Consider the following 22,622-nt stretch of genomic DNA (forward strand, 5'->3'; position numbering starts at 1 on the left):
TACAGGCAGCGGAACTCTCTACTCCTGCATCCGAGCCTGCCTTGTCCACGAGTGAGCCGGAAAGTTCGGCAGCAGTTGTCGCCTCGCCAAGCCCCTCGTCATCCTCATCTGCGTCAAGCGCCCCGTTGCAGCAAGTCAACTCCAGCCCCGTGGAGCAGGTGGTCTCGGCAGCCGCCGGAAGTCCCCTCGGAGTTCAGATACTAACTGTTGCCATACTCATAGGTGCCGGCATCTTGTACTTCAGGGCCCTCGGTTCCAAGGGTCTGCGGACTCCGTCCAGACCCGCTAAGTAACCGCGAGCCGAATTGAGTACTGAAGGTCGTTCTGACGAGTTGCGCCAAAAAATAAGGGTTTTGCTTCTGACCCATTCCTACTGGCCGGAGACCAGCCCGCCGCAGCGCAGGTGGAGTGCATTCGTGGGGGAGTTCCGTAAGCAAAGCTGGGAAGTCGACGTGGTGGCTCCCGTCGCTCATTCGCCTGCGGGTAACCGCAAGTCCTTTGCGGGCAAGGCGGGGAAGGCCTTTCGTTCTCAGGCAGGGCCGCACGGCGAAACCATTTACCGTGTGCCGTTCCTGCCGCACGGAAGAGGGCATGTCTGGCGGCTCCTGGATCAATGCTTCTCCGCGTTGTGGACGGTCCCCGTGGGGATGTTTACCCGAAGACCTGATGTGGTTGTCGTCACCGTGCCGAGTCTTCCCATGCTGGCTGCTGGCTATGCGCTTGCCCGCCTGCGCGGGGTGCCGCTCGTGCTGGAAATGCGGGATGCGTGGCCTGACTTGGCCCGCGATGCTCGATTGGTACAGGGAAGTGTCAAGAGCGGATTTGAGATTGTCGCGGACTTCGTGCAACGCCGTGCCGACCTCGTGGTAACGGTTACTGATGGATTCGCCGACGTGCTCCGCCGCAGGGGTATTTTGAACGTCGCGACCGTTTCCAACGGCCTCCATGTGAGCTCCCTGCCAGCGCTGCCTGCACCTCCGATAAACCGCGAGGTTCTGGAGGTGCTGTACTTGGGGAATCACGGTGAGAGCCAGAAACTGGAAACCTCCATTCGTGCCAGCGCGATGCTGGGCAACCGGATGCACCTCCACATGGTGGGCTCCGGATCCCGGAAGCCAGCGCTGCAGAAGCTGGCACGCGAACTCGCTGCCCCCGTTACCTTCCACTCCTCCCTGCATGGACAGGATGTTCTGGATCGGTACGCTTCCGCGGACACCTGCATCGTGTCCCTTAGGGATGACTGGAAGTCCTTTGAGACCACAATTCCGTCCAAAACGTACGAGGTCCTCGCTCTCGGACGGCACATGACCGCCATGGTTCTGGGTGAAGCAGCCCGAGTGGTAGCGGAGGCAGACGCTGGCGACATAGTGCCAAACAATCCTCACTCTTTGGCTGCTCTGTGGTTCGAACTGGCGGAAGACAGGAGACGCCTTGTACGGACCGGAACCAGCCGTTCCTGGGTACAGAACCACGCGGACTACGGCGTCCTTTCCCGGCGTTATATGGACCTTATCCGGGATCTTGTTTCATGAAACAGCCTGTCGATATGACCTTGCTGTTCCGGAATCTACGCCTTACATGCCAGGCCGTTGCTGACAACCTAGGGGATGACCCCTTCCAATTTCTTCTCCAAGTTTCCCGGAGATTGCCGGCTGGCGTCGTAACACCGGCTGTGCGCCTAGTCCTAACTGCCGCCCCTGCCGGAGCCACGTCCACACCTGTCGTGGTGGCCGAGATGCTGAGCGGTAACCTCGCCGGAGTGAAGCGGCGCTTGCAGTTGGCTCTGGAGCGGAATAAGTCCCCGCGCGTGGCTGTGAAGCTGGCCGAAATCGCCCTCGCCGCCAACGAGCCTGCATATGCAGACAAATTCCTCGCTCTCTCCTCCGGATCCACGGGGCATGCTGCTGCACTCGCCCGCCGTTTCTGGTACTCCGGCGCAGTCACAGAAGCGACCGACGTGCTCGAAGGAGCACCGGGCTCGGCGACCAGACAAAAAGGACAACGCGCGCGTCTGAAGTCGGAACAGGCATTGCTTAGCGGCTGGGCACCCACCCTCCCGCATGCACCGATGGAGCCGGTTCCCGACCGGGTGCTGCACTTGCTCACCAACTCCCTTCCCCATACCCGGAGCGGTTACGCCGAAAGGTCCCACTCAGTCTTGTTGGCTCAGCAGGATGCAGGCTGGGAAACCCTGGCGGTCACACGCATTGGCTACCCCTTGCTGGTTGGAAAACTGGGCGCCCGGCAGGAAGACTCAGTTGATGGAGTCCGGTACCGAAGGTTGCTTCCCGCGAGCCTTGCCGCCAATCCCGCGGGCCGTCTTCAGCAGCAGGCAGAAGAGACACTGCGGTTAGCACTGGAGTTCCGGCCCAGCGTTATCCATACAACAACCCACTTCATCAACGGTCTTGTCGCCAAGGCTGTGGCCGATGCGCTGGGAATTCCTTGGGTTTATGAGGTCCGTGGGCAGTTGGCCGATACGTGGGCGTCCACGAGGGGCCCGGAGGCCAAGGAGAGCGAACGTTACAAGCTGTTCCGGGAGCGCGAAGCTGGAATCATGAGGTCGGCTGACCTGGTCATCACGCTCGGTCAGGCCATGAAGGACAACATCGTGGCTGCCGGTGTTCCGGAGGCGAAAATTGTCATTGCTCCCAACGCCGTGGGCGGGGAGTATCTGGTTAGGCCCCCGGAGGTCAGCGAAGCCCGGACTCTGCTGGGATTGGAACAGGACGTTCAGATCATTGGAACGGTCAGCAGCCTCGTGCCCTATGAAGGGCTCGATGACCTCATCTCGGCTTTCACATTCCTTGCCCCAACAAACCCACACCTGCGGCTGCTGATTGTCGGATCCGGGGTCTCCCTTCCGGCGCTCCAGGACCAAGCGCGGAGGAGCGGGTTTGGTGACCGCGTTGTCTTTACGGGGTTGGTACCAGCGGGTCGCGCCCGTGCGTACCATCAGGCACTGGATATCTTCGTCGTCCCGCGTAAGAATCTGGATGTCACCCGATCTGTGACACCATTGAAGCCTGTGGAAGCAATGGCTAGCGCCCGGCCGGTGGTTGCAAGCGCGCTTCCTGCCTTGTCTGAGATCGTTGAAGACGGCCATACTGGTCTGCTGGTGGCTCCAGAGGACCCAGCCGCTTTGGCGAAAGCCCTGGATTCCCTGCTCGCTGATGCCACGCTACGCAAAGCGATGGGAAGGCATGGACGGGATCGAGTGCTCGCCACCCGTACTTGGGCAGCGAACGCAGCGGCCACTGTCCAGGCATACCGCTTCATTGCAACAGAACAGTCAAGGAGAACTCACTAGTGTCCGCAAAGAAGGCCAAGCTGCCTGAGCCCGCGGGCATCCAGCCGCTCTCGGTGGATATGCGGAAACTGACCCGCGTGGGATCCCGGCCGAATTTTCTTGATTATCTCGTCAAGCTCTGGGACTTCCGGCAGTTCATTTTTTACGATGCCCGGGCCCGCGTCCAGAGCGGCACCCGCCGCGACCGGCTCGGCAGCGCCTGGCTGCTGCTCAACCCAATTTTCAACGGGCTGACGTATTACCTCATTTTTGGGGTCTTGCTGCAGACCAGCAGGGGTATCGACAACTTTGTTGGGTACCTCGTGGTCGGCATCTTCCTGTACCAGTTCAGCTCAGGTGCAATCACTGCAGGTGCCCGCTCAATTCGTAACGGCAAAGCCGTGGTTCAAGCGTTCAATTTTCCGCGTGCTGCGCTTCCACTCGGCGCAAATATCCGGGAACTGCTGTCAGCGGTGCCGTTGGTCCTCGGGATGCTGCTGATCATCGTCGTGTTCCCTCCGGCCGAGACCATCTCGTGGCTTTGGTTGCTGGTTATTCCAGCAGTTCTTCTGCAAGGGCTGTTCAACCTTGGCATCGGCATGATCCTGGCCAGGGTCATAGCTCGGGTCCACGATGTGACGCATCTGCTGCCGTTTGTCCTTCGCGCGTGGATGTACGCCTCGGCGGTCTTCTATTCTTACGACCGTTTCATCAGTGACCCCACACTCCTTGAGGTAATGACACTGAATCCACTGTTTAACGTCATTGATATCGTGCGGAGTTGCGTGCTGTATGACACCCTCCCGGCGTGGGAATCATGGGCAAGCCTGGCCTGTGTCGCCCTGGCTGCCCTTCTCGTAGGCTTTTTCTTCTTCTGGAAGGGGGAAGAGACGTATGGTCGGGATTGACGAGACGCTTTTCCTCGATGGTCCCCCCTGCGTCGTGATCGACAAAGTCGCAATGACCTACAAGGTCGAATCCTCGAACGACAGATCCGGCTCTACGCAGGGGATGAAGGGTGTCCTCCGGAATGTCCTTGGACGGTCCAACCGTGTGACCGTGAGCGCCCTGAAAGAGATGTCCCTGGTGGTGGAGCGCGGCGAGTCGGTAGGAATCATTGGTCGCAATGGGTCCGGGAAGAGCACCATGATGAAGCTCATCAGCGGGCAGGTGGCACCAACTGAGGGCGGTGTTTATGCCTCCAGCACGCCCATCCTGCTCGGCGTCAACGCGGCACTTGTCCCGGAGCTCTCGGGAGACCAAAACGTGGTCCTGGGCTGCCTTGCGATGGGCATGAGCATGGAGCAAATTGATGAGCAGTTTGACAGCATTGTTGAGCTTTCAGGACTGGATTCCGCTATCTACCTCCCCATGAAGTCCTACTCCTCGGGCATGGCATCGCGGCTTCGCTTCGCTATCGCCGCTGCAGTCAACCCGGAAATACTCCTGGTGGACGAGGCCCTGAACACTGGCGACGCCCAGTTCAGCAGCCGTAGCAAGGCCCGGATGGATGAGCTTCGGGCCCAGGCTGGGTGCGTGTTCATCGTGAGCCACAGCCTGGATACCATCCGGGACATGTGCAGCCGCGTGATTTGGCTGGACAAGGGCGAATTGATCATGGACGGGAGCCCCGAGGAGACCACGGAACTGTACCGGGATTTTTCAGCGCATCTGTCCAAGGGGAACAACATCAGCGCCACGAGGATCAAGGACGACGCCCGGGCCAATCTTGTAGCCACGCAGGTTCTGGAACGAACCACTGGCCGTCGGACAGAGCGGCGCTGAGATGGCTGCTGTCATGACGGACGTCCGCACAGCCCTGTGGCACTTGCGCCACGGTGGCCCGGCCCAGGTCAAAGAGTGGATACGGCGACGGAAAATAGAAGGCCCTGGCCGCCGAAGCGCCGTCATCAGGACGGCTTCCGGCAAGGGGCACCGGGATTACAACCAGCAGCTGTCGTTTGCCCCGTACAGGGTTCCCGACCGGGCTCCGCGGCGGGGCGATCTCAGCGTCGGCGTCATATTGGACGAGTTCTCTTCCTCAGCTTTCTCCTTTGAGTGGAATCTCCTACCCCTCCGCAAGGACTCATGGCTGCAACAACTGACTGAGACCAAGATCGATTTTCTGTTTGTGGAGTCCGCCTGGAACGGCAACGCAGGTTCCTGGAAGTACCAGCTGGCGGGCACAACGGGACCCAAACCGGAGTTCCTCGCCCTTCTGGACTGGTGCCGTGAGCACTCCATCCCCACGGTCTTCTGGAATAAGGAAGACCCGCCGCACTATGATGACTTCCTGCCCGCGGCGCGGCAGTTCGACGTCGTCTTCACCAGCGACTCCGACCGCATACCTTCTTATTTAAGGGACTTGGGGCACCACCGCGTCTCTACCTTGCCATTCGCCGCGCAGCCGGCCCTCCACAATCCAATCAGGAGCAGCGCCGACCGGCATTCCCGTGGGGTCGCCTTTGCCGGGATGTACTTCGCGCACAAGTATCCGGAGCGTCGCCAGCAGATGGACATGCTGCTGACCGCGGCCAGGAGCGCCACCGCACACAGTGGCTTGGAGTTGGAAATCTTTTCCCGGCAACTCGGCGGGGATTCGAACTACCAGTTCCCCGTGCCTTTCAGCGAGAACGTAGTGGGGACCCTGGACTATGCGCAAATGCTCACGGCGTACCGGATGTACAAAGTGTTCCTCAATGTCAATTCGGTGGTCGGCTCACCCAGCATGTGCGCGCGGAGGATCTTCGAGATCACTGCCTCCGGAACTCCCGTAGTCTCGGCTCCCAGCGCCGCCATCCGCTGCTTCTTCGAACCGGACGAAGTAATGGTCGCCACCACAGAGGAGCAAGGCGAACACCAGATCCGGATGCTCGCCCGGAGTCCCGAATTGAACGACCGCGTGGTTCACAAGGGGCAACGGCGCATCTGGAAGGAGAACACCTACGCCCATCGGGCTGAGGCAGTTGTCGCAAGCGTGTTGCCCCAGCGCAGTGAGGCAGTTGCCCTGCCGTCAGTAAGTGCGCTGGTGTCCACTGTCCGGCCACATAAGCTGGAGCAGGTCTTCGCCGCAGTGGGAAGTCAGGTTGGGGTGGAGGCCGAACTGGTGCTCCTGACGCACGGCTTTGAGGCGGACGATGTACAGGTACATGCCTTGGCCCACCAGTATGGCGTTGGGCGTTACCAGGTCCTGACCGCACCCCGGGAACTTTCCCTGGGGGAGTGCCTCAACAGATGCGTCGCTGCTGCCACCGGGGACGTCCTTAGCAAGATGGACGACGACGACTATTACGGTCCCAATTACCTTGCCGATCTGCTTCATGCATTGCAGTTCTCAAAGGCAGATGTGGTGGGGAAACTTGCGCACTACATGCACTTCTCGTCGAATGGGGCAAACGTGCTGCGCATGCAGCATCTGGAACACACCTTCAGCCGGACTGTCATGGGTCCCACTATCACAGCGAGGCGGGAAGTCTTTGAGGCCCACCCATTTGAGGCACTGAACCGTGGCGAAGACACGGCCTTCCTCAAGGCAGTGACGACGGCGGGCGGCACCATCTACTCAGCCGACAGGTACAACTTCTGCCAGATGCGCAGTTCCAAAGGTCATACCTGGGACGTGTCAGAGGAAGAGCTGGCCGCGTCTGGAGAAATCAGGTTCTTCGGGGATCCCACAAAACACGTCACACTTTAAACAACAAGGGGAAAAATGACAAATATCAAAACCGTCGCCGTTGTGGGCCTCGGCTACATCGGCCTGCCCACGGCAGCCATTCTTGCCACTAATGGCATCAACGTTATTGGCGTGGACGTCAACCAAAACACGGTGGACTCCGTTAACCGTGGCGAGGTGCCCTTTGTGGAACCGGACCTGGGAGTGCATGTTGCCGGCGCCGTCAGCCAAGGGCACCTCAGTGCCACCACAAGCACGCCTGAAGCGCAGGCCTATATCGTGGCCGTTCCCACCCCTTTCCGGGAGGATCGCTCGGCTGACCTCAGCTACATTGAGGCGGCAGCCCGGGGGATCGCGCCGCGCCTGAAGGGCGGTGAACTGGTAATCCTCGAATCGACCTCCCCGCCCCGGGCAACCAGGCACATGGCCGAGTACATCCTGGGGCTGCGTCCGGACCTGTCCCTTGACGGCGCAGATGGTGCACCCGTGGTTCACTTTGCTCACTGCCCAGAGCGCGTGCTGCCCGGCCGGGTCATGATCGAACTGGTGACCAACGACCGGATTGTCGGAGGCATTACCGCCGAGGCTGCCAAGTTGGCCAAGGACCTCTACGCGGTATTTTGTCAGGGTGAAATCCTGGTCACTGACGACGTCACTGCCGAAATGGCGAAGCTCGTGGAGAACTCTTACCGCGACGTCAACATCGCCTTCGCCAACGAACTCTCCGTCATCAGCGACAAGCTCGGCATCGACGTATGGGAACTTATTCGCCTGGCCAACCACCATCCGCGCGTGAACATCCTTCAGCCGGGGCCCGGCGTCGGCGGGCACTGCATCGCTGTTGATCCGTGGTTTATCGTGGCAGCCGCTCCCGAGACGTCACACCTGATCCGCACCGCCCGTGAGGTCAATGATGCAAAGCCTGAATGGGTTGTTGCAAAAGTCCGGGAGGCTGCGGAAGCCCTCGAAACCCAGCCAGTCATCGCGACCCTGGGCCTGGCCTTCAAAGCGAACATTGACGATCTGCGCGAGTCCCCGTCCATCGGGATTACCGCTGCGCTTTCAGATCAGCTCACCGACGCCAGGCTTCTTGTTGTCGAACCGCATGTGAAGGCACTGCCAGAAGCCCTCCAAGACCGGTCAAACGTCGAGCTGGCAGAAACAGATGCTGCAATTGCGCAGGCAGACGTCATTGTTGTGCTGGTGGACCACGACGAGTTCAAGAACGTGCCGCCGGCCGCCGTCGCGGGCAAAACGGTCATCGACTCGCGTGGCATTTGGCGTGCCGACGTCGAACGGGACCTTGCCATCGCCGCTGCTGCAGCGGCACTTTAAATCTAATGTCGGCTACCGCAGGGAAATAAAGGCAACTACACAGTGATCCCCGAGAGTATCGATATGGAGTTGGTGCAGCAAGGCATCACCCGGGCAGCCCTTGCCCATAACGCGGAGATCAACAGACTGCAGGCCGAATTGCAAGCGGCCTATGCGGAATTAGAAGCCTCCTTTGCGGTAGCCGACAAGAAACGCCTTATCGACGAATTGCATGATGCCCGCACACAGCTGGAAACGCACCGGAAGAAGCTGGACCAAACTGAACGGAAACTGACTGCCTTGTCCCGGTCCCGGCTGGGTTCCTTGCAGCTGCGGTATTGGCGGCTGCGCAGGGGACAGAGGAAGGCATGATGCCTGGAGCGGGTGGCCAACACCAGGAATCCTCCCTGGCCAAAAGACGCCTTGAGGAGTTGCAGTACGCTGAACAGACCTTGGAGTCCAGGCAGCACTACTACGTCTCCTCCCATTACCTGAACTCCGTGCTCGCGGGTAAACCCGAACTCCCGTCACGGAACCCGCAGGAATATTTGATGCGGCGGAACACATCGCCGGTCCGGGATTACGTGGAGCACCTGCGGCCGATGCTGGACAGTCTCCCGCAGACACTGGGCTCCCGAGCCCTTCGCCCGCATCCAGCAAAGGTGGGCATGATTGCGGACGAGTTCTTTTACAAAAGCGTGGACTCCACGGCTGCACTCACTTACGTCACGCCGGATAACTACGTGGACGCTGCCGAAAACGTCGAGGTTCTGGTTGTGGCCAGCACTTGGCGGGGCCTGGATAACGAATGGTCCGGACTCGCTACCCCGGAATCCAAGAAACGCGGGTTCCTCCTGGGACAAGTGCTGCCGCACTTTCGCGCCAAAAACATTCCCATAGTGTTCTACTCCAAAGAAGACCCGCCTAACTACCAGGAGTTCCTGGCCATCGCGCAAGCGGCGGACTTCATTTTCACCAGCGCTGCCGAGGTTGTTGACAACTACCGGCGCGACTGTACACAGGCTCTTTCGGTCGGTGTCCTAAGCTTTGGGATTAACCCGCTCCACCATTCGCCGGTCTATTCCAGACAGCACCGACTCCCGGATGTTCTTTTCGCCGGCTCCTGGCATGCCCACAAGTATCCGGAACGGAGATCAGGGGCGCGAAAAATATTCGAAGGGGTAGTCGCGTCCTCGAGAAATCTCATCATTCTTGACCGGAACTGGGACCTGGAGAACAGCCGTTACTTCTTTCCTGATGAGTACACGGGGCACGTGGCACCGGCGGTCGAGCATGACCTTCTCCTGAAGCTCCAGCGGATATCCGACTTCAACATAAACCTGAATTCTGTGATTTCGAGTCCATCCATGTACGCCAACCGGGTGGTCGAATTACAGGCCATGGGCTCAATGGTCATATCGAACTACAACGCCGGGATCAACAACAGGTTTCCTGCTGTCCTGACGGCGGAGACCAGCGCCGATGTATGCGCGGCACTCGACCGGATGTCCGGAGTCGAACTTTACGAGGTTCAGATGGAGGGACTGCGGCGGGCTTATTCCGAACATCTGGCGCATGACCGCATGGCGGAGATCCTCAGGGCGGTGGGGGTGGCGGCGACCAGCGGGCCGCCCCGCGTATGCGCCGTCAGCGAGGGTGCAACCCACGGTGCGGCACAGGTGGCAGAGAACCAGACGCTTGAAGGCGTTGCTGTAATCACCCCCGCAGAACTGCAGCGCCGGCGCGGCGAGTTCGATATCGCTGTTCCGCTGTCGGACCGATACAGCTACGCGGCAACCCACTTCGAAGACCTGGTCAACGGCTTCAAGTATGCAGATGTCGACTTTGTGATGAAGTCGTCTCCAAACGGAGCCGGAACGAGTGATGTGCCCGAACATGAAGCCTCGGCGAGCATGCCGGAGCTGGCAGTGGGTGCTGTCTGGGTGGCGTCTGAAGCCGGTGACAAGTATTTGCTGGGCCAGCGTGTGGAAGGCTCTGGCTACGCCATGGACCGCCTGGGGGTACGCAGACGTCAGGAGACCATCGGCGTCATAGGGACGGGCACGGAAAAGGGACAGGAGTTCCTTCTCTCAGTCATCATTCCCGTCTACAACAACGGCCCGCACCTCCTGAACAAGTGCATACGGTCGCTGTCCCGGTCATCGATCTTTGACCGTATGGAGATACTGCTCGTTGATGATGGCTCGAGCGATCTCCGGACCCGGCAAATATTGGAGGAGATAGCCCTCCGCCATCGTCAGGTTCGTCTTTACCGTTTTGAGGTCGGCGGCTCAGGCAGTGCTTCAAGAGCGCGGAATAAGGGCCTGGAACTGGCAACAGCACCCTGGATCACGTATTTGGATCCGGACAACGAAGCAGTCGAGGATGGTTACGCCAAACTGGTGGAGTTGTGCACCAAAAATTCCCTGGATTTTGCACTCGGCGACATGCTGATGTACGCGGAGACCGCAAAACATCTCGAGAACGCGCGGATTTTGGCACGCCACCTCCAGGACCACGAGGGACGAAAAGTGGTTCCGTACCCGGACATCCTCCAGCGGCTCGCGTTTTATCCGATGAGTATCCAAGCCATGGTGATCAACGCGGAATGGCTGAAGAGCCTGGGGCTCGAACAGCCTGTGGGTGCGCTGGGCCAGGATTCCTTCTTCTTCCAGCAACTGGTCCACAAGGCCAGGCGGATCGACGTCCTTTACCAACCCGTCCACATCTACTACGGATCCGTGCAGGGTTCGGTAGTGAATACGGTAGGTCCGGACTTCTTCCGCAAATATCTTCCCCTGGAGGCTGCCCGGGCAGGGTGGCTGCGCGGAATTGGCCAGATCGAGGAGTACAAAAAAACCCGCGCGCAGTCCTTCATGAAGTATTGGTATCTACCGAAACTGAAACTGGTTGAGCCGCAGGACTACCCCGAGGCTGTCAGCATCCTGCACCAGCTCGCAGCGTTCTACGAACCAATTACGTGGGAAGATGCCGAGGTGGCAGCTGTTTTGAAGGGCCACTAAAGGCAGTAGGAGCGGAGATAAAGTTCCAGGCGCCCCGTCAGGGAGTCCGGATGGAAAGAGTCGTCTGGAAAACGTGGTGGCGGGTACGCTCCAATTCAAGTCCTACCGACCAGGCCCCTTCGCGGGTTCCATCCGTCACCGATCTCCATCCCCTCAAGGGACTCTCGGCAGCCCGGACAGGCGGCACCAGTGCCGCCTGCGTATGCTCCCGCAGCTCGAGTTCCCAAGCAGACCCAGGACATGTCCAAGCGGCCCTTCCATCTCCGTGGTCAATGAGATCCAGCCGGCCGTTGAGGTTGAACCACAGGCAAAAGTCGCGTTTCACCGCGTCCGTGGACTGCACATCATCCGTGACGCGGATTCCCTGGCCAGGTGCAAACCTGATCGTCCGGTAATGGGACCAGCCCGCATGGTGGGCGGATCCGCGAAGTGTGAACACGCCGTCGCTTTCATTACAACTACCTAGCCCCGAACCAGTGGGATCACGCCTACGATCGTGGTCACGGCCGTCTGCGCTAACCGTGTTGTGGGCCATGGTGGACTCAACGTACTGGCGGAATCTGTCCGCGTAGTAAAAGCCCTGGGCCCGTAACGGTGAATCCAGGGGAAGGAGGGGCCCGTACCCGTACCGGCCACCGTCCACCAGGATTTCGAGGCCAAGGTCGAACCACGTGAAGTGGAGGTCGTCAGCGTGCTTGTGCGCCCGCCCATGAAAGGCCGCCAGGAATGCGAGATAGGAGGAACCCGAATGGGCCTGATCCGTCTTTGGCTGAGGTGAGCGGACAAATGCGTAACCGGACTCGGGGAAGACGGCAAGGCGGTCACCAAGGGGCTGCCCGGTCCTTCCTTCAGACATGAGGAAGTTCGTGCCGGGGCTTGCGGTAGGGAGGTGGCTGCCATCGGTCATGTTGACATAGGGAGTGTCGCCGAACGGAACCAAGGACCCGTTCGGCTGAATCATCCACCCCAGAAGATCAGCTGCTTTTTTCAGGCGCCCCGTAATTTCCGGTTCAACAATCAGGCCATTGTCCACAGCGAGTTCGAAGGAGCGCATCAGCATCCTGTGATACTCCGGGGAATGTTCGCTGTGGCCCCCGTCGGCCAGGAACTGCGTGGAGGCCATAAGGGTAAGACGCTCACGGCCCAGTTCCGCCACCTGCCGCATAGCAGGCAGGAATTCGAGGGCTGTCCCCAGCACCGTCTGGCCGATCGCCACGAAGTACCCATGGTTGGTTCGTGGATTGAAGGATTTGTCCGAAAGCAGTCTCCGGCCGTGCCTGTTGGCCGCCCGCACCAGCACAGCCAGGTTGTCACAGGATATGCCGTTGTGAGCTGCCAGGTGGATCAGGGAAGCCAAGCGCAATGCACGCTGCCCCAGCGCCATGTTGTACCAGACAATGTCGTTGTCGGTAGTTTGCTCGGTGTACCGTTCCGACCAGGACACGGCTCGCTCAATGCACCACTCAAGAAACTGTAAATCCTGTGTTCCAACAAACTCCTGCAGGGGCTTGTCCATGAACTTCCACGAATGGAGCTGTGAGCCCCAGCTTCGATCTGTGGTGCACAGGGCGTCCCACGCAACGGGCATTGATAAATCAACCCGCTCACGGTCGGGGCCAGCCCTCCAACCGCTGGCCATGATATCCAGCGCAGCATCCTTCGTGGGGGTGTCAAACCACGCTCCGCCAGAGAGATCAGAGCGCTGGTTAGACCTCAGCCAATTAATGAGGGCCGGGACATCTTCAGCCGACAGCTTGCCGAAGACGGCATCACGTTGGGATTGCATCCAGTGCCAGACTCTTATACTGCACGTTATACGTGTCTGCGTTTGCCTCCCAGGACCGGCTCTGCCTAACCCAGGCCGCTCCTGAATCTGCCATTCTCTTCCTGGCCTCGGGATCGCCCACGAGCTCAATGAGTACATCAGCAAGGGAAGTGCTGCTGCCAGCCGTGAAAAGTGCTGCCGAGCCACTTGCTTCCGCGATTTCCTTGAGCGCATCCACGTCTGACATCACCACGGAACGGCCGGTAGCAAAAGCCTCGAAAGGCTTCAGTGGCGTGACCAGCTGGCAGACCGCTGCGGTGGTGCGGGGAACAACAAACAGATCGATGAGGCCGTAGTAGCTGAGTATCTGCTCGTGGGCCACACGTCCGGTGAAAATAGCATCTGTCAGACCAAGGGATTCAGCGGTGGCTTTGAGGGAGCCAAGAACCGGACCGTCACCTACTATGAGAATCTTCACCGGGATGTCCAGGCGCTGACGGAGCTTGCTGAACGCTTCCAGCAGGACGGGCACGCCTTCATACTCAAGCAGCGATGAGATGTATCCGATGACGATTTCGCCGTCTTCGATCCCGAGGCTGCTGGCCAATTCCGGATTGCGGGACTGGACCGGGAACTGGTCTCCGCTGACTGCATTGGGCACCACCGAAATCTTCTCGGGCGGGCACCCTTCCCCTGTGATGCGGCGTTTCATCACTTCCGCGAGAGTGAAAACGTGGTCAGCAGCCATCCGGCTCGCATGCTCCAGTTCCCGGCGCCATGCGTAGGTGTCGGGAACGCCCCACCGTGCGCTGAACGCGTCGATGTCCTTAATGCCGTTCGTTTGGGCCATCCGCGAAAGCCAGGACTCCTCCCAGAACCCGCGGGACTCATAAATAACAGGTATTCCGAAAAAGTCCCCCACAGCCCTTGCTGATAGAGCATTGAAGAAGTCGGAATGGGCGTGGAGGACGCTTGGACGAACCTCTGCGACGACCTGTGCCAGTTCCTCAACGTTCGCACTAAGCCACTGGGTGAGGGAAGTGCTGAGGCGTGCGGGACCGGCAGGGAGGTGATAGGTGACGCCCCCGAGCTCCACCCTCTCGTAGGCCTGCGGGCTTGCGACGTCGCCTACTTGATTGCAGACGTGGACTTCCAGGCCTGTCTGGATCTGGGCCAGAGCGGTGTAGTGCGTGCGCAGGGTGTAGCCCGACTGTGTGGTTGGCAGCACCTTGCCCACCACATGGAGGACGCAGTTCGGTTTTGCTTCGAAGGGCTGCAGCAGGCCTTGCACCTGTGGTTTGAACGCACCGGAGAAGACCTTGACTTCTTCTTCCCGGAGAGCGATGGCTGCGGTCAGCTTTTCGTTTGGGGTACGTTCCAGGACAACCTTGAGAACATGCTGGCTTTTTGTTGTATATCCCAATTTGCGCAGCTCGGTAGCCAGTCCGCGGAGGGCCGCGGTGGTGATATCGGAAAAGCAGTCCTGCACTTCCAGCATTTCGTAGACGGCAAGGGGCGCGGAACTGTATTGCGTTTCCGCCAGCATCTTGGTCTCAGGGGTGGAGAAGATATCCCAGGATTTACCCTCGGCAGCGACCAGGGCAAAATGGCGCGCCAGCGAACGGTTTTCTGCAGCCTGGAGCCTTTCGCTATAGGCTGCCTCCAGGTCATTGATCCTCTTGATAATCTCTATCGAAGCCCCCTCGTGCTGCGCCACTGCTTCCTGCCTCAATGCCAGCGGGCCGGAACCGCCGCCCTTCGCAACCTCAGGCCCAGCGGCTCTGCTGTCCTTGATTTCACCCAGTTGGCGCTGGATTGCCAGGAGGTACTTCTTGATTGAAGCCTGGGATTCCCGTTGGTGGCGCCGGTTTTCTTTCGCCCGGAACAACAGGCCGGCGCCTGCAATCACAAATGCGGCTGCACCGACAAGCAACAGCACCACGGTGGCAACGGGTTTTCCGGCAAAGGCCTGGGATCCAAAAGCCAGTGCCGCCCCCGGGAACATCAGGGCAGCCCCTAAAAATCCGAAACCTGCAATGGCTTTGTCGGAGCTGAACTTTTTGCTAATGCGCACGATTGTCCTTTGATGGATTTGCACAGTTGTCCACGTGAGGGGCGGAGAGGTTCTGTAAGAGGTGGTTACTGAAAGGCATTGAGGGCCTCGCCGCGGTATTTGGCTTGAAGTTCCGCTGTGGCCGCTACATGGCCGGCTCCCCAATCAACGTCAATGAACTTGATCCGGTCGCTATAGTTCTCGTGTTCAGATTCAAGCATCTTCAGAAACGGGTCACGATGCTTGAGGACGTGATGTTTGTCGCCGGTATTTTGCACGTAAAGCACCTGCGGCAGCTTCTCCAGCATTGAGTAATTTGAAATCACCGAGGTGGACTTGCTAAAGTCCATGGGCCCGTCAGTGCCGCCATTTTCCTGAAGGCAACTGGCAAGGGCGGTATCTGCGCTGGTACGGAAATACTCCTTGACATCAGTTTGCGGATTGAAGACCAGGGCAACGGAGTCCGGGAGGTAGGACGCAACCTGCATGGCCGCGAATCCGCCGCCGGAACTGCCGGACAGCAGCACACGGGCCGCGCCGGTTTCCGACTGTATTTTTGAAATGCATTCAGCCATGTACCGGTGGATATCAGTGGTGCCGTCTCCCAGATACCACGCCAACGTCATGCTCTTGTTGAGGTCCAGGGACGGATCCTGGAATAACGCGTAGTTGTCATTTCCTGCGGCCTCGGACGTCAGGCCTTGGAAAAAGGGAAGGGTGGTCTTGGTTCTGTTGATGGCCCCGTGAAATCGAACCGTCAGGAGATCTGTCGATCCGCGGCCAACAGCGAAGGGCAGAACAAGTCCTCCTCGGCTCGCAGCAAAGATGGCGGCTGACTCGCCGTCATTCAGGACGATCTCGTCAACCGTTTTAATGGTTCGGATATCACATTTGTACGTTTTCGAATGGAGCTCCGCCCCGCCGCTCCAGGCAAGCAATGGTTCACGCAGAATGCCCACATCCGGGGGAGCCAGGCCCACCTCTTTACCCAAGTCTGTTCCGAGCACGTCGACCACGGCCGCGCGGAGGCCCTGGTCGTCCCCTGAATCGGCGGGTACGTCCAGCAGCAGATCCAAAAGGATCCCCAGTGCCTCCAGCCGGGCACTCCTGCGGTTGGGTTGGTCCTCGATCCAGGTCTTCAGCCTGTCCCAGTAGCTGGTTCGGAAGGTGCCCTCCGCGGGCTTTGGGGCGGTCCAGGCTACTTCTGCTTCCCGGCACAAATCCAGAGTTTTCAGCCAGGCGGACTTCACATCCTGAACGGCCGGCGGCTTGTCGCTTTCATCCCCGAGGGTTACCCGCGCTCCGTCCTCGTCCACTGCCAGATTGAACTGGTGCCTGCCGGACTGGGCGGTTACGGACATGCGTCCGGCGGAAGCCTGAAGCTTCTGCAGCGAGAACTGACCGGACGCAGGTGATGCGATGACGGTGATGAACCTGAACCGCAGGCCGGTTTGTGAAGCGGTGATGACCGGGCTTGCCTTCTTGTCCATCCACTCGCGTGCCATCCACCCGTCGAAGGGTTCTTCGGACCCGCTGATAATGGACAAGGCAGGCATGTTTCCCTTCCAGAGGATCCAGGCTGACGCGTCACTTTTTGTCAGCTGGAATCCGCCGGGCACCGGGTCCACCTCTGTTTCGGCGTCGATGTGCCACCGCTGGCTTGCCGTTATTTCTTCCTTGCTGAAAACGCTGTCTATCACCACAAGGAACTCGCCGCCGCGGCAGTAGACAACACGCCGGTTCAGCTTGACGTCCTGGTATCCCGAATCCACAAAAGTAAAGTCGTCTACTTCGTCGCTCGTGTACGAGCGGACCAGGGCGACGTCGGCTTTTCGGTCGTACGTCCGGCCGTCTATGTGGACGACGTTGTGCCCAAGGCGGGAGAGGCAGTAGTCCCGCATTGCGTCCTGCTTGTAGGCATATTTCCCGGCATCGATGAGCCAGGGATGGCCGTTGGAGTGAAGAGTGAGGGAGGCGCCGTCCTGATGGCCGTGGACCCGGTTAGCCTTGCCGAAAGACAGGGAGTAGAAGGTTTCTTTTCTGAAGTCGCGTTCGTGGTCTCCCCATCCGCTCCGCCCAAAGACGTAGCCCTGGCGGTAGATCTTGGTCAGGTCGGAAGGCGGTTGCCCCATGGCACCCTCTGTCCGGACATAGTCCAGTTCGGGTGAGGAAAGTCCTGTTGGTCCGTTGAGTTCTGTGTCGCCGATGAGTTCGAAGGTACCGTCGGGCTTGGTTGCATGGGCCAATTGGAGGTGCGCGAGTTCCAGCCTGGACGCGGATGCGGGCCGGGGAATTCCTTCGACGTCCAGCCGTTTGAAGGCTTGTTCCCACCAGATCAGGTTGTTCTTGTGGTAGGCGATGGCACCTTCGACGTTAACGCCTTCGTCATCGTAGTTTTCCTCGAAGAGTTCCGTCAGGCGCTGGATGGCAAGCTGTGTCCAACTGTTGTGGCCCAGTACAAGGCCGATAACGAACAGCGCCTGATGCTGGTGGAGGGCGTGGTTCGAATGTCCTAGGTGCTTCGGATCGGCGAGCCAGGTCCCGTGCTCGACGATGGAATCCAGGAGCCACGTCCGGTCATCCTCTTCGACCAGGGGCAGCCCGAAGGTCAAAACAAGGGCACGCATGGCCTCCACCATGTCTGCCCACGCATAACTCGCCCCGCCGTGGGCATCCTTGGGCTGATAGCCGGAGGAAGGATTGCCCGCCACCCAGGATTTGCACATGCGGATCCAGAACTGACGGGCTTTCTCGTCACCGTCCATGGCCACACGGCGCACCGGTTCCAGCCACCGCAACATCTGCAGTTGCGCCTGCCAGTTGCGCTGCCCAAAAGGATTCGCCTGCCAGTCGACGTCGTCGTCAAACTCCCAGACAGGATGTGGGCGGAGAGTTATTTTGCCGCTGAGGATCTCGTCCGCCGCTGCACGGTCCCGTGCACTTCGATCAAACATCCCGCCGAAAGTTTGCCGTCGAACAGCGTCGAAATCTACTGAATGGGTGGTCATTTAGTTCCTTTCCCCTTGGGGGCAAGGCCGACTGGAAACGTGCGGGGCCCGCGGCAACGAACAGTTACGCAACATTCGGCAGGTGGTTCCCGTCTGTCAGGAACCGAGAAATTCCTGTATCCGCGAACCCACGCCGAGCAGTTCGGCCACAGCTGCCACGGTCCGCTCTGCCGCCAATCCATCACCATAGGGGTTGACTGCGTTGGCCATTGCATCGAAATGCGTTTGGTCGTTCAGCAGGCGGTCCACCTCTTTGAAGATGCGTTCTTCGTCGGTGCCAATCAGTGCCACCGTACCGGCGTGGACTGCTTCGGGCCGTTCAGTATTGTCCCGCATGACCAGCACCGGCTTGCCCAGGCTTGGCGCTTCTTCCTGGACCCCGCCGGAGTCGGTCAGCACAACATGTGACAGGGAGAGCATGCGGGTGAACTCCCCATATGACAGCGGCTCCGTTACGATCACATTGCTCCTTCCCTCGATGGCGGGAAGGACGGCTTCACGGACTACAGGATTCCGGTGCGCAGGCAACACGATGGTCAGTTCAGGTTCCGCGTCGGCAATCCGGGCCAGTGCGCGCCCCATTCCGCGCATCGCGTCACCCTGGTTTTCGCGGCGGTGGGTGGTTACCAGCAGAATCTTCCGGCCGCTGGCAGCCAGCTCCTCGAGCTGCGGGTCCCAGAAGGGGATAGGCTTGTTGACGGTTGTCATGAGCGCGTCGATAACGGTGTTACCCGTGACCACGATGTCACCCTCCGTAATGCCCTCGGCCAGGAGGTTGGCCTTGCTGGTGCTAGTGGGGGCCAAGTGGAGGCTGGCGATCTGGCTGGTGATTTTCCGATTTGCTTCCTCCGGGAAGGGGGAGAATAGATTGCCGCTGCGCAGCCCGGCTTCGACGTGAACAACGGGAATGCCGTGGTAGAAGGCGGCGATGGCACCGGCTGTTGACGTTGTTGTGTCGCCCTGAACGATGACCGCGTCAGACTTGCTGGCCGTGAAGAGCTTGTCCAGGCCGTCAATGGTGCGGGTCATGATGGCGGACAAGGACTGTCGCTGCTGCAGGATGTTGAGGTCGTGGTGCGGAACGATGCCAAACAGTTCGTTGACCTGGTCCAGCATTTCCCGGTGCTGCCCGGTCACCGTCACCGTGCAGTCGAAGTCAGGGGATTCCTGCAGGGCGGTGATGATGGGTGCCATTTTGATGGCTTCTGGACGGGTGCCGTAGATAGGCATGACTGTAGGCAAGGATTCCCCCAAGAAAGGATGTGAGTAACGCCCTGATGCTACAGCAAACGCACTTCGGGGACGTATTCGTTGAGGTTCACCTGGTGTCAGGTGATAAAGATCAAAGCAAACGCGAGCACAGGAATGCTGATGGCGACCAGAGTCACTAGGATCAGTGCCACGATGCGTTTGCTCCGGTGGCTGGTTTTTCTACGAACGAGTGGACTTGGATCAGTTTGGGAAACCGGGGTGCGGAGCGGCGGGGAGGTTGGAGTTTCCCGGCGGAGACGCCGTGAGCGCATATGCCTGGGAGCAGGTGCAATCGGCTCCGGGGGGTTGGCAGTCACCATCTGTTATTCACTCCTCCCTGCACTTGGATTTATGCTGGCTGTGGAATTCCCGCCACGGCGAACGTCACCGGCATTCCGGCCGCAGTGTTACATCCAACAGGCCGCCGGTCTCCACCACAAACCTGTCCACCCATTGTTTCAGGTTGAAGTCCGGAGTTGACCCGAGCAATTCAACGTGTGCTGTGGTGCACTGACCGATCAGCAGCCCCGCGCGCGCCATGTGGTAGCGCGACGTAACCACGGTAATAGTGGTCCAGCCTTCGGCGGCTACCAGGTCACTGAGGGCACGCGCCTCCCCTCGGGTGTCCTTTTCGTCTAGCGTCAGGCAAAGCAGCCCGTCAGGGCGGAGGGAATTCGTGTGGCACAGAGCATCCGCAGTGGCGTTTCCCGGGGTGTCCGTGTGCGAAACCACAAGCACTGGGATATCAAGAGATTCTTGTAGTCGTTGAGCCACGGGAAGACGCTCCGTGCTGGCGCCTCCAAGCATGATCACCGCGTCCGTCCTCGTGGGCGGCGGATGCTGGACGTTATAGAACAGCTGGAAGGCCATGATCAACCACAGCACCAAGGCCACCCAAACCGCGGCGAACATGCGGCGCGCGAACAGCACGAAGGCTACGGAATCAGGCACGGTCCAGTGTGCCACGAGTTCATGTCCGCGGCCGAACCCACCTGGTGCATTAGGCGGCGGGGAAATCCGATCGTGCCTGCTCCACCCAGTTTGTTCCGTCAAAACCTAAAGTGATCGAGTCCCTACCTGAGTCCAGGGTGAAAGCAGAAACGGTGCGTATGTTGCCGGTTCCTAGCACTTTTATATCCCGCGCGTTGGCCAGCGTCCTGATGGTGATTATTTGACCTTTTGATCCCCCGTTGATTTTGAGCAGGTTATCGGTGACTGCGCCTGATTCGGTGTCAAGGACCACGTATCTGGCGGTGGGGGTCACAGTGACAGTGTCGGCGGAAAGAACCCGGTGCAGGTAGCCCGGATCGTCTCCGGAGGAAGGAGCTAGATCGGTTACTGAAACGGTGGTGGTGCCTTCAATCCCCTTGTTGTGCGCCGCCGACACGCCCCGTGCATTTGTTATCAGGCAGGCATAGTTGCCGCCAACCCGGATCGCCGTATTACCAATTGCTGTCACCCCCAGTTCAGGTCCGGTGGTGGCCGAGGTGCCTCCGATGACAACTCCGTTGCCGGTGATATCGGCTACGACGTTGTTCGATACATTGATGTATTCGTACACTGCCTTGGTTCCACGCGCCCCTGACCGCACATGGATGGCCGCGCTGCCGCTGTGGCGGACTTCGTTGTCGGTGACATTGATTCTGCCTGGCAGGTCGGATTCGTTATGCACGCTGATGCCGTTGGACACTGTGTTCTTGACCTTGTTGCCCACGATGTGCCCGGACCGGGCCTCGAAGTTGATGCCCTGGCCGCTGGAACTTAGGACACTGTTGCGTTCAATCCAGATATCTTCGGCTGCCGTGTGGGTGTCGATGGCATCACCTCCGCCTTTCGAGCCAGCGAGTGCGGTGGATGTACTGCGGACAGTATTGTGGCTGAACAGTATTCGCCGCGGAATCCCGGGGTAGGCCGTTTCGTTGTTGGTGGTGAACGCGTGGCGGACGTAGTCAATGTCGTTATAGCGGGCGCCGCAGTCATGTGACGCATTGGCAATTGAAATGGCGTAGGCCATAGTGTTGTCCACCGCCCATTTGAGGGTGCAACGTTCAGCCCACGCGTTGATGCAGTCGGAGAAGTAGATGTGGCGTCGGTCAACGTTTTCGATTGTCACACCGGATATGCGGACGTTGTTGCCCATCATTACGTCGATACCGTATTGGCCCATGGCCGCTGACCGCATTCCCCGGATAGCGCCGGGGCCAAGAATGGTCACGTTCCTCACGGGGCTGATTTTCTGGACATAGGCAGCGTCTGCAACCGCGTAAGTGGAGCCGGAAATTGGCGCGCTCGTCGTAATTGCGTCCCCGGCCACGGACGCCACGACGCAAAGCTCACCGTATTTCACGCTGGTTGAGTAGGTATCAAAAACTGCGTTGGAGGCGAGCCGGAAGATGTCACCGGGCTGCAGGCCGTGCCCGGGAACTGTCACTGTGTACGAGCCGCCGGGGGAGTTGGCCGTGAGGAGTGATTTACGGGTGTCCTGCGTGCCGCTGGCCTTCAGGACTGCGCCTGGGTTTGAGTGGACGATGACCGCTCCGGCGTCGATGACGAGCGTGGTGTTGCTGGCAATCGAGAGTTGGCTGACTTTGTACGTGCCGGATGTGAATCGCACGGTGGTGCCAACTGCGGCGTTGATGGCGGCTTGGCAGGCTGCTGTGTCGTCAGTGGTGCCGTTCCCGACGGCGCCGAAATCTTTGGCGATGAAGGCGAGGTTTCCTTTGGCCACGTAGGTAGTGGAGAGGTCGGGCAGTTGTGATGTTGGGATCTTCGCCCCCGGATCAAGGGTTGCCACTCCCGAGGCTGCTCCCTTTTCCGCTGTGGGAACATACGTGGTTTGATTCCTGTCATCTGCCGCGGCGTTGGCGCCCTGTGCGCTGACAGCTGTGATGGCTGATGCACCCGTAAGTGCTGTCACCAGTGTTCCCAGCCTGAGAAGTCCGCGCCGTTCTATTCCAGCGGTGGCTTCGAGGGCCAGTTGTTTGGTTATTCTGTTGAGCCTAGACACGACTACACCTCCATTGGCGAGAACCTGGGAGCGCCCTGGTGTAGAAGCTATGTATTGGGAAACCCTGAAACTAGCGTGTAGGCTACGCGTTTAAATTGCCGGGAGTACTGGTCCGTTCGGACAGGTACTCATGCTGGAAGGTAGACACACCGAGTTGGCCGCTGCGCTGCTGGCGGACATTTTCCGGAACAAGCTGGGCGGGGAGGCGTCCAACGGGGGCCTGACTCACGCCATGGAGT

General features: G+C 59.5%; 14 protein-coding genes. 8 read left to right on the forward strand and 6 right to left on the reverse strand.

Annotation, left to right across the window (positions count from 1 at the left end):
• Positions 1-416: 416 nt before the first annotated feature.
• From FDW81_RS11450 to FDW81_RS11485, 8 genes are all read left to right on the forward strand, one after another.
• Positions 417-1,532: a glycosyltransferase family 4 protein gene (locus FDW81_RS11450; RefSeq protein WP_370278967.1), complete on the forward strand. Its 1,116-nt coding sequence runs from the start codon at positions 417-419 to the stop codon at positions 1,530-1,532.
• Positions 1,533-1,672: 140 nt separating this feature from the next.
• Positions 1,673-3,310: a glycosyltransferase family 4 protein gene (locus tag FDW81_RS11455; RefSeq protein ID WP_240720201.1), complete on the forward strand. Its 1,638-nt coding sequence runs from the start codon at positions 1,673-1,675 to the stop codon at positions 3,308-3,310.
• Positions 3,310-4,197 carry an ABC transporter permease gene (locus FDW81_RS11460; protein WP_240720203.1) on the forward strand — a complete coding sequence of 296 codons (888 nt, stop codon included), beginning with the start codon at positions 3,310-3,312 and terminating at the stop codon, positions 4,195-4,197. Before FDW81_RS11455 ends, FDW81_RS11460 begins: the two co-directional genes overlap by 1 nt.
• Positions 4,184-5,074, forward strand: coding sequence for an ABC transporter ATP-binding protein (locus tag FDW81_RS11465; protein WP_138134309.1), 891 nt, complete (start codon positions 4,184-4,186; stop codon positions 5,072-5,074). Before FDW81_RS11460 ends, FDW81_RS11465 begins: the two co-directional genes overlap by 14 nt.
• Before the next feature lie 13 nt (positions 5,075-5,087).
• Positions 5,088-6,983, forward strand: a complete 1,896-nt coding sequence (locus FDW81_RS11470; protein ID WP_240720205.1) for a glycosyltransferase — start codon at positions 5,088-5,090, stop codon at positions 6,981-6,983.
• Between the two features lie 15 nt (positions 6,984-6,998).
• The gene (gene wecC / locus FDW81_RS11475; protein WP_138134311.1) at positions 6,999-8,297 is read left to right on the forward strand and encodes a UDP-N-acetyl-D-mannosamine dehydrogenase; all 1,299 of its coding nucleotides are present in this window, start codon (positions 6,999-7,001) and stop codon (positions 8,295-8,297) included.
• A gap of 42 nt (positions 8,298-8,339) precedes the next feature.
• A complete protein-coding gene (locus FDW81_RS11480; protein ID WP_138134312.1) occupies positions 8,340-8,648 on the forward strand; it encodes a hypothetical protein in 309 nt (102 codons plus the stop codon).
• Complete coding sequence (locus FDW81_RS11485; RefSeq protein WP_138134313.1) at positions 8,645-11,299, forward strand: glycosyltransferase; 2,655 nt, start codon at positions 8,645-8,647, stop codon at positions 11,297-11,299. The genes FDW81_RS11480 and FDW81_RS11485 overlap by 4 nt, the downstream gene beginning before the upstream one ends.
• A gap of 37 nt (positions 11,300-11,336) precedes the next feature.
• On the opposite strand, the gene FDW81_RS11490 is transcribed toward FDW81_RS11485, so the two are convergent.
• From FDW81_RS11490 to FDW81_RS11515, 6 genes are all read right to left on the reverse strand, one after another.
• Positions 11,337-13,085, reverse strand: a complete 1,749-nt coding sequence (locus FDW81_RS11490; RefSeq protein WP_370278965.1) for a heparinase II/III family protein — start codon at positions 13,083-13,085, stop codon at positions 11,337-11,339.
• Entirely contained in the window at positions 13,069-15,138 is a 2,070-nt protein-coding gene (locus FDW81_RS11495) for a glycosyltransferase (RefSeq protein ID WP_138134315.1), read from the reverse strand. Before FDW81_RS11495 ends, FDW81_RS11490 begins: the two co-directional genes overlap by 17 nt.
• A 65-nt stretch (positions 15,139-15,203) precedes the next feature.
• A complete protein-coding gene (locus FDW81_RS11500) occupies positions 15,204-18,125 on the reverse strand; it encodes a heparinase II/III family protein (protein ID WP_138134316.1) in 2,922 nt (973 codons plus the stop codon).
• A 96-nt stretch (positions 18,126-18,221) separates the two neighbouring features.
• A complete protein-coding gene (gene wecB / locus FDW81_RS11505) occupies positions 18,222-19,355 on the reverse strand; it encodes a non-hydrolyzing UDP-N-acetylglucosamine 2-epimerase (RefSeq protein WP_240720207.1) in 1,134 nt (377 codons plus the stop codon).
• A 405-nt stretch (positions 19,356-19,760) separates the two neighbouring features.
• Positions 19,761-20,327, reverse strand: coding sequence for a YdcF family protein (locus FDW81_RS11510; protein WP_240720209.1), 567 nt, complete (start codon positions 20,325-20,327; stop codon positions 19,761-19,763).
• Positions 20,328-20,376: 49 nt separating this feature from the next.
• The gene (locus tag FDW81_RS11515; RefSeq protein WP_171027187.1) at positions 20,377-22,383 is read right to left on the reverse strand and encodes a glycosyl hydrolase family 28-related protein; all 2,007 of its coding nucleotides are present in this window, start codon (positions 22,381-22,383) and stop codon (positions 20,377-20,379) included.
• Positions 22,384-22,622: the final 239 nt, after the last annotated feature.

It is taken from the genome of Pseudarthrobacter sp. NamB4 (genome assembly GCF_005796185.1).
Lineage (GTDB): Bacteria > Actinomycetota > Actinomycetes > Actinomycetales > Micrococcaceae > Arthrobacter.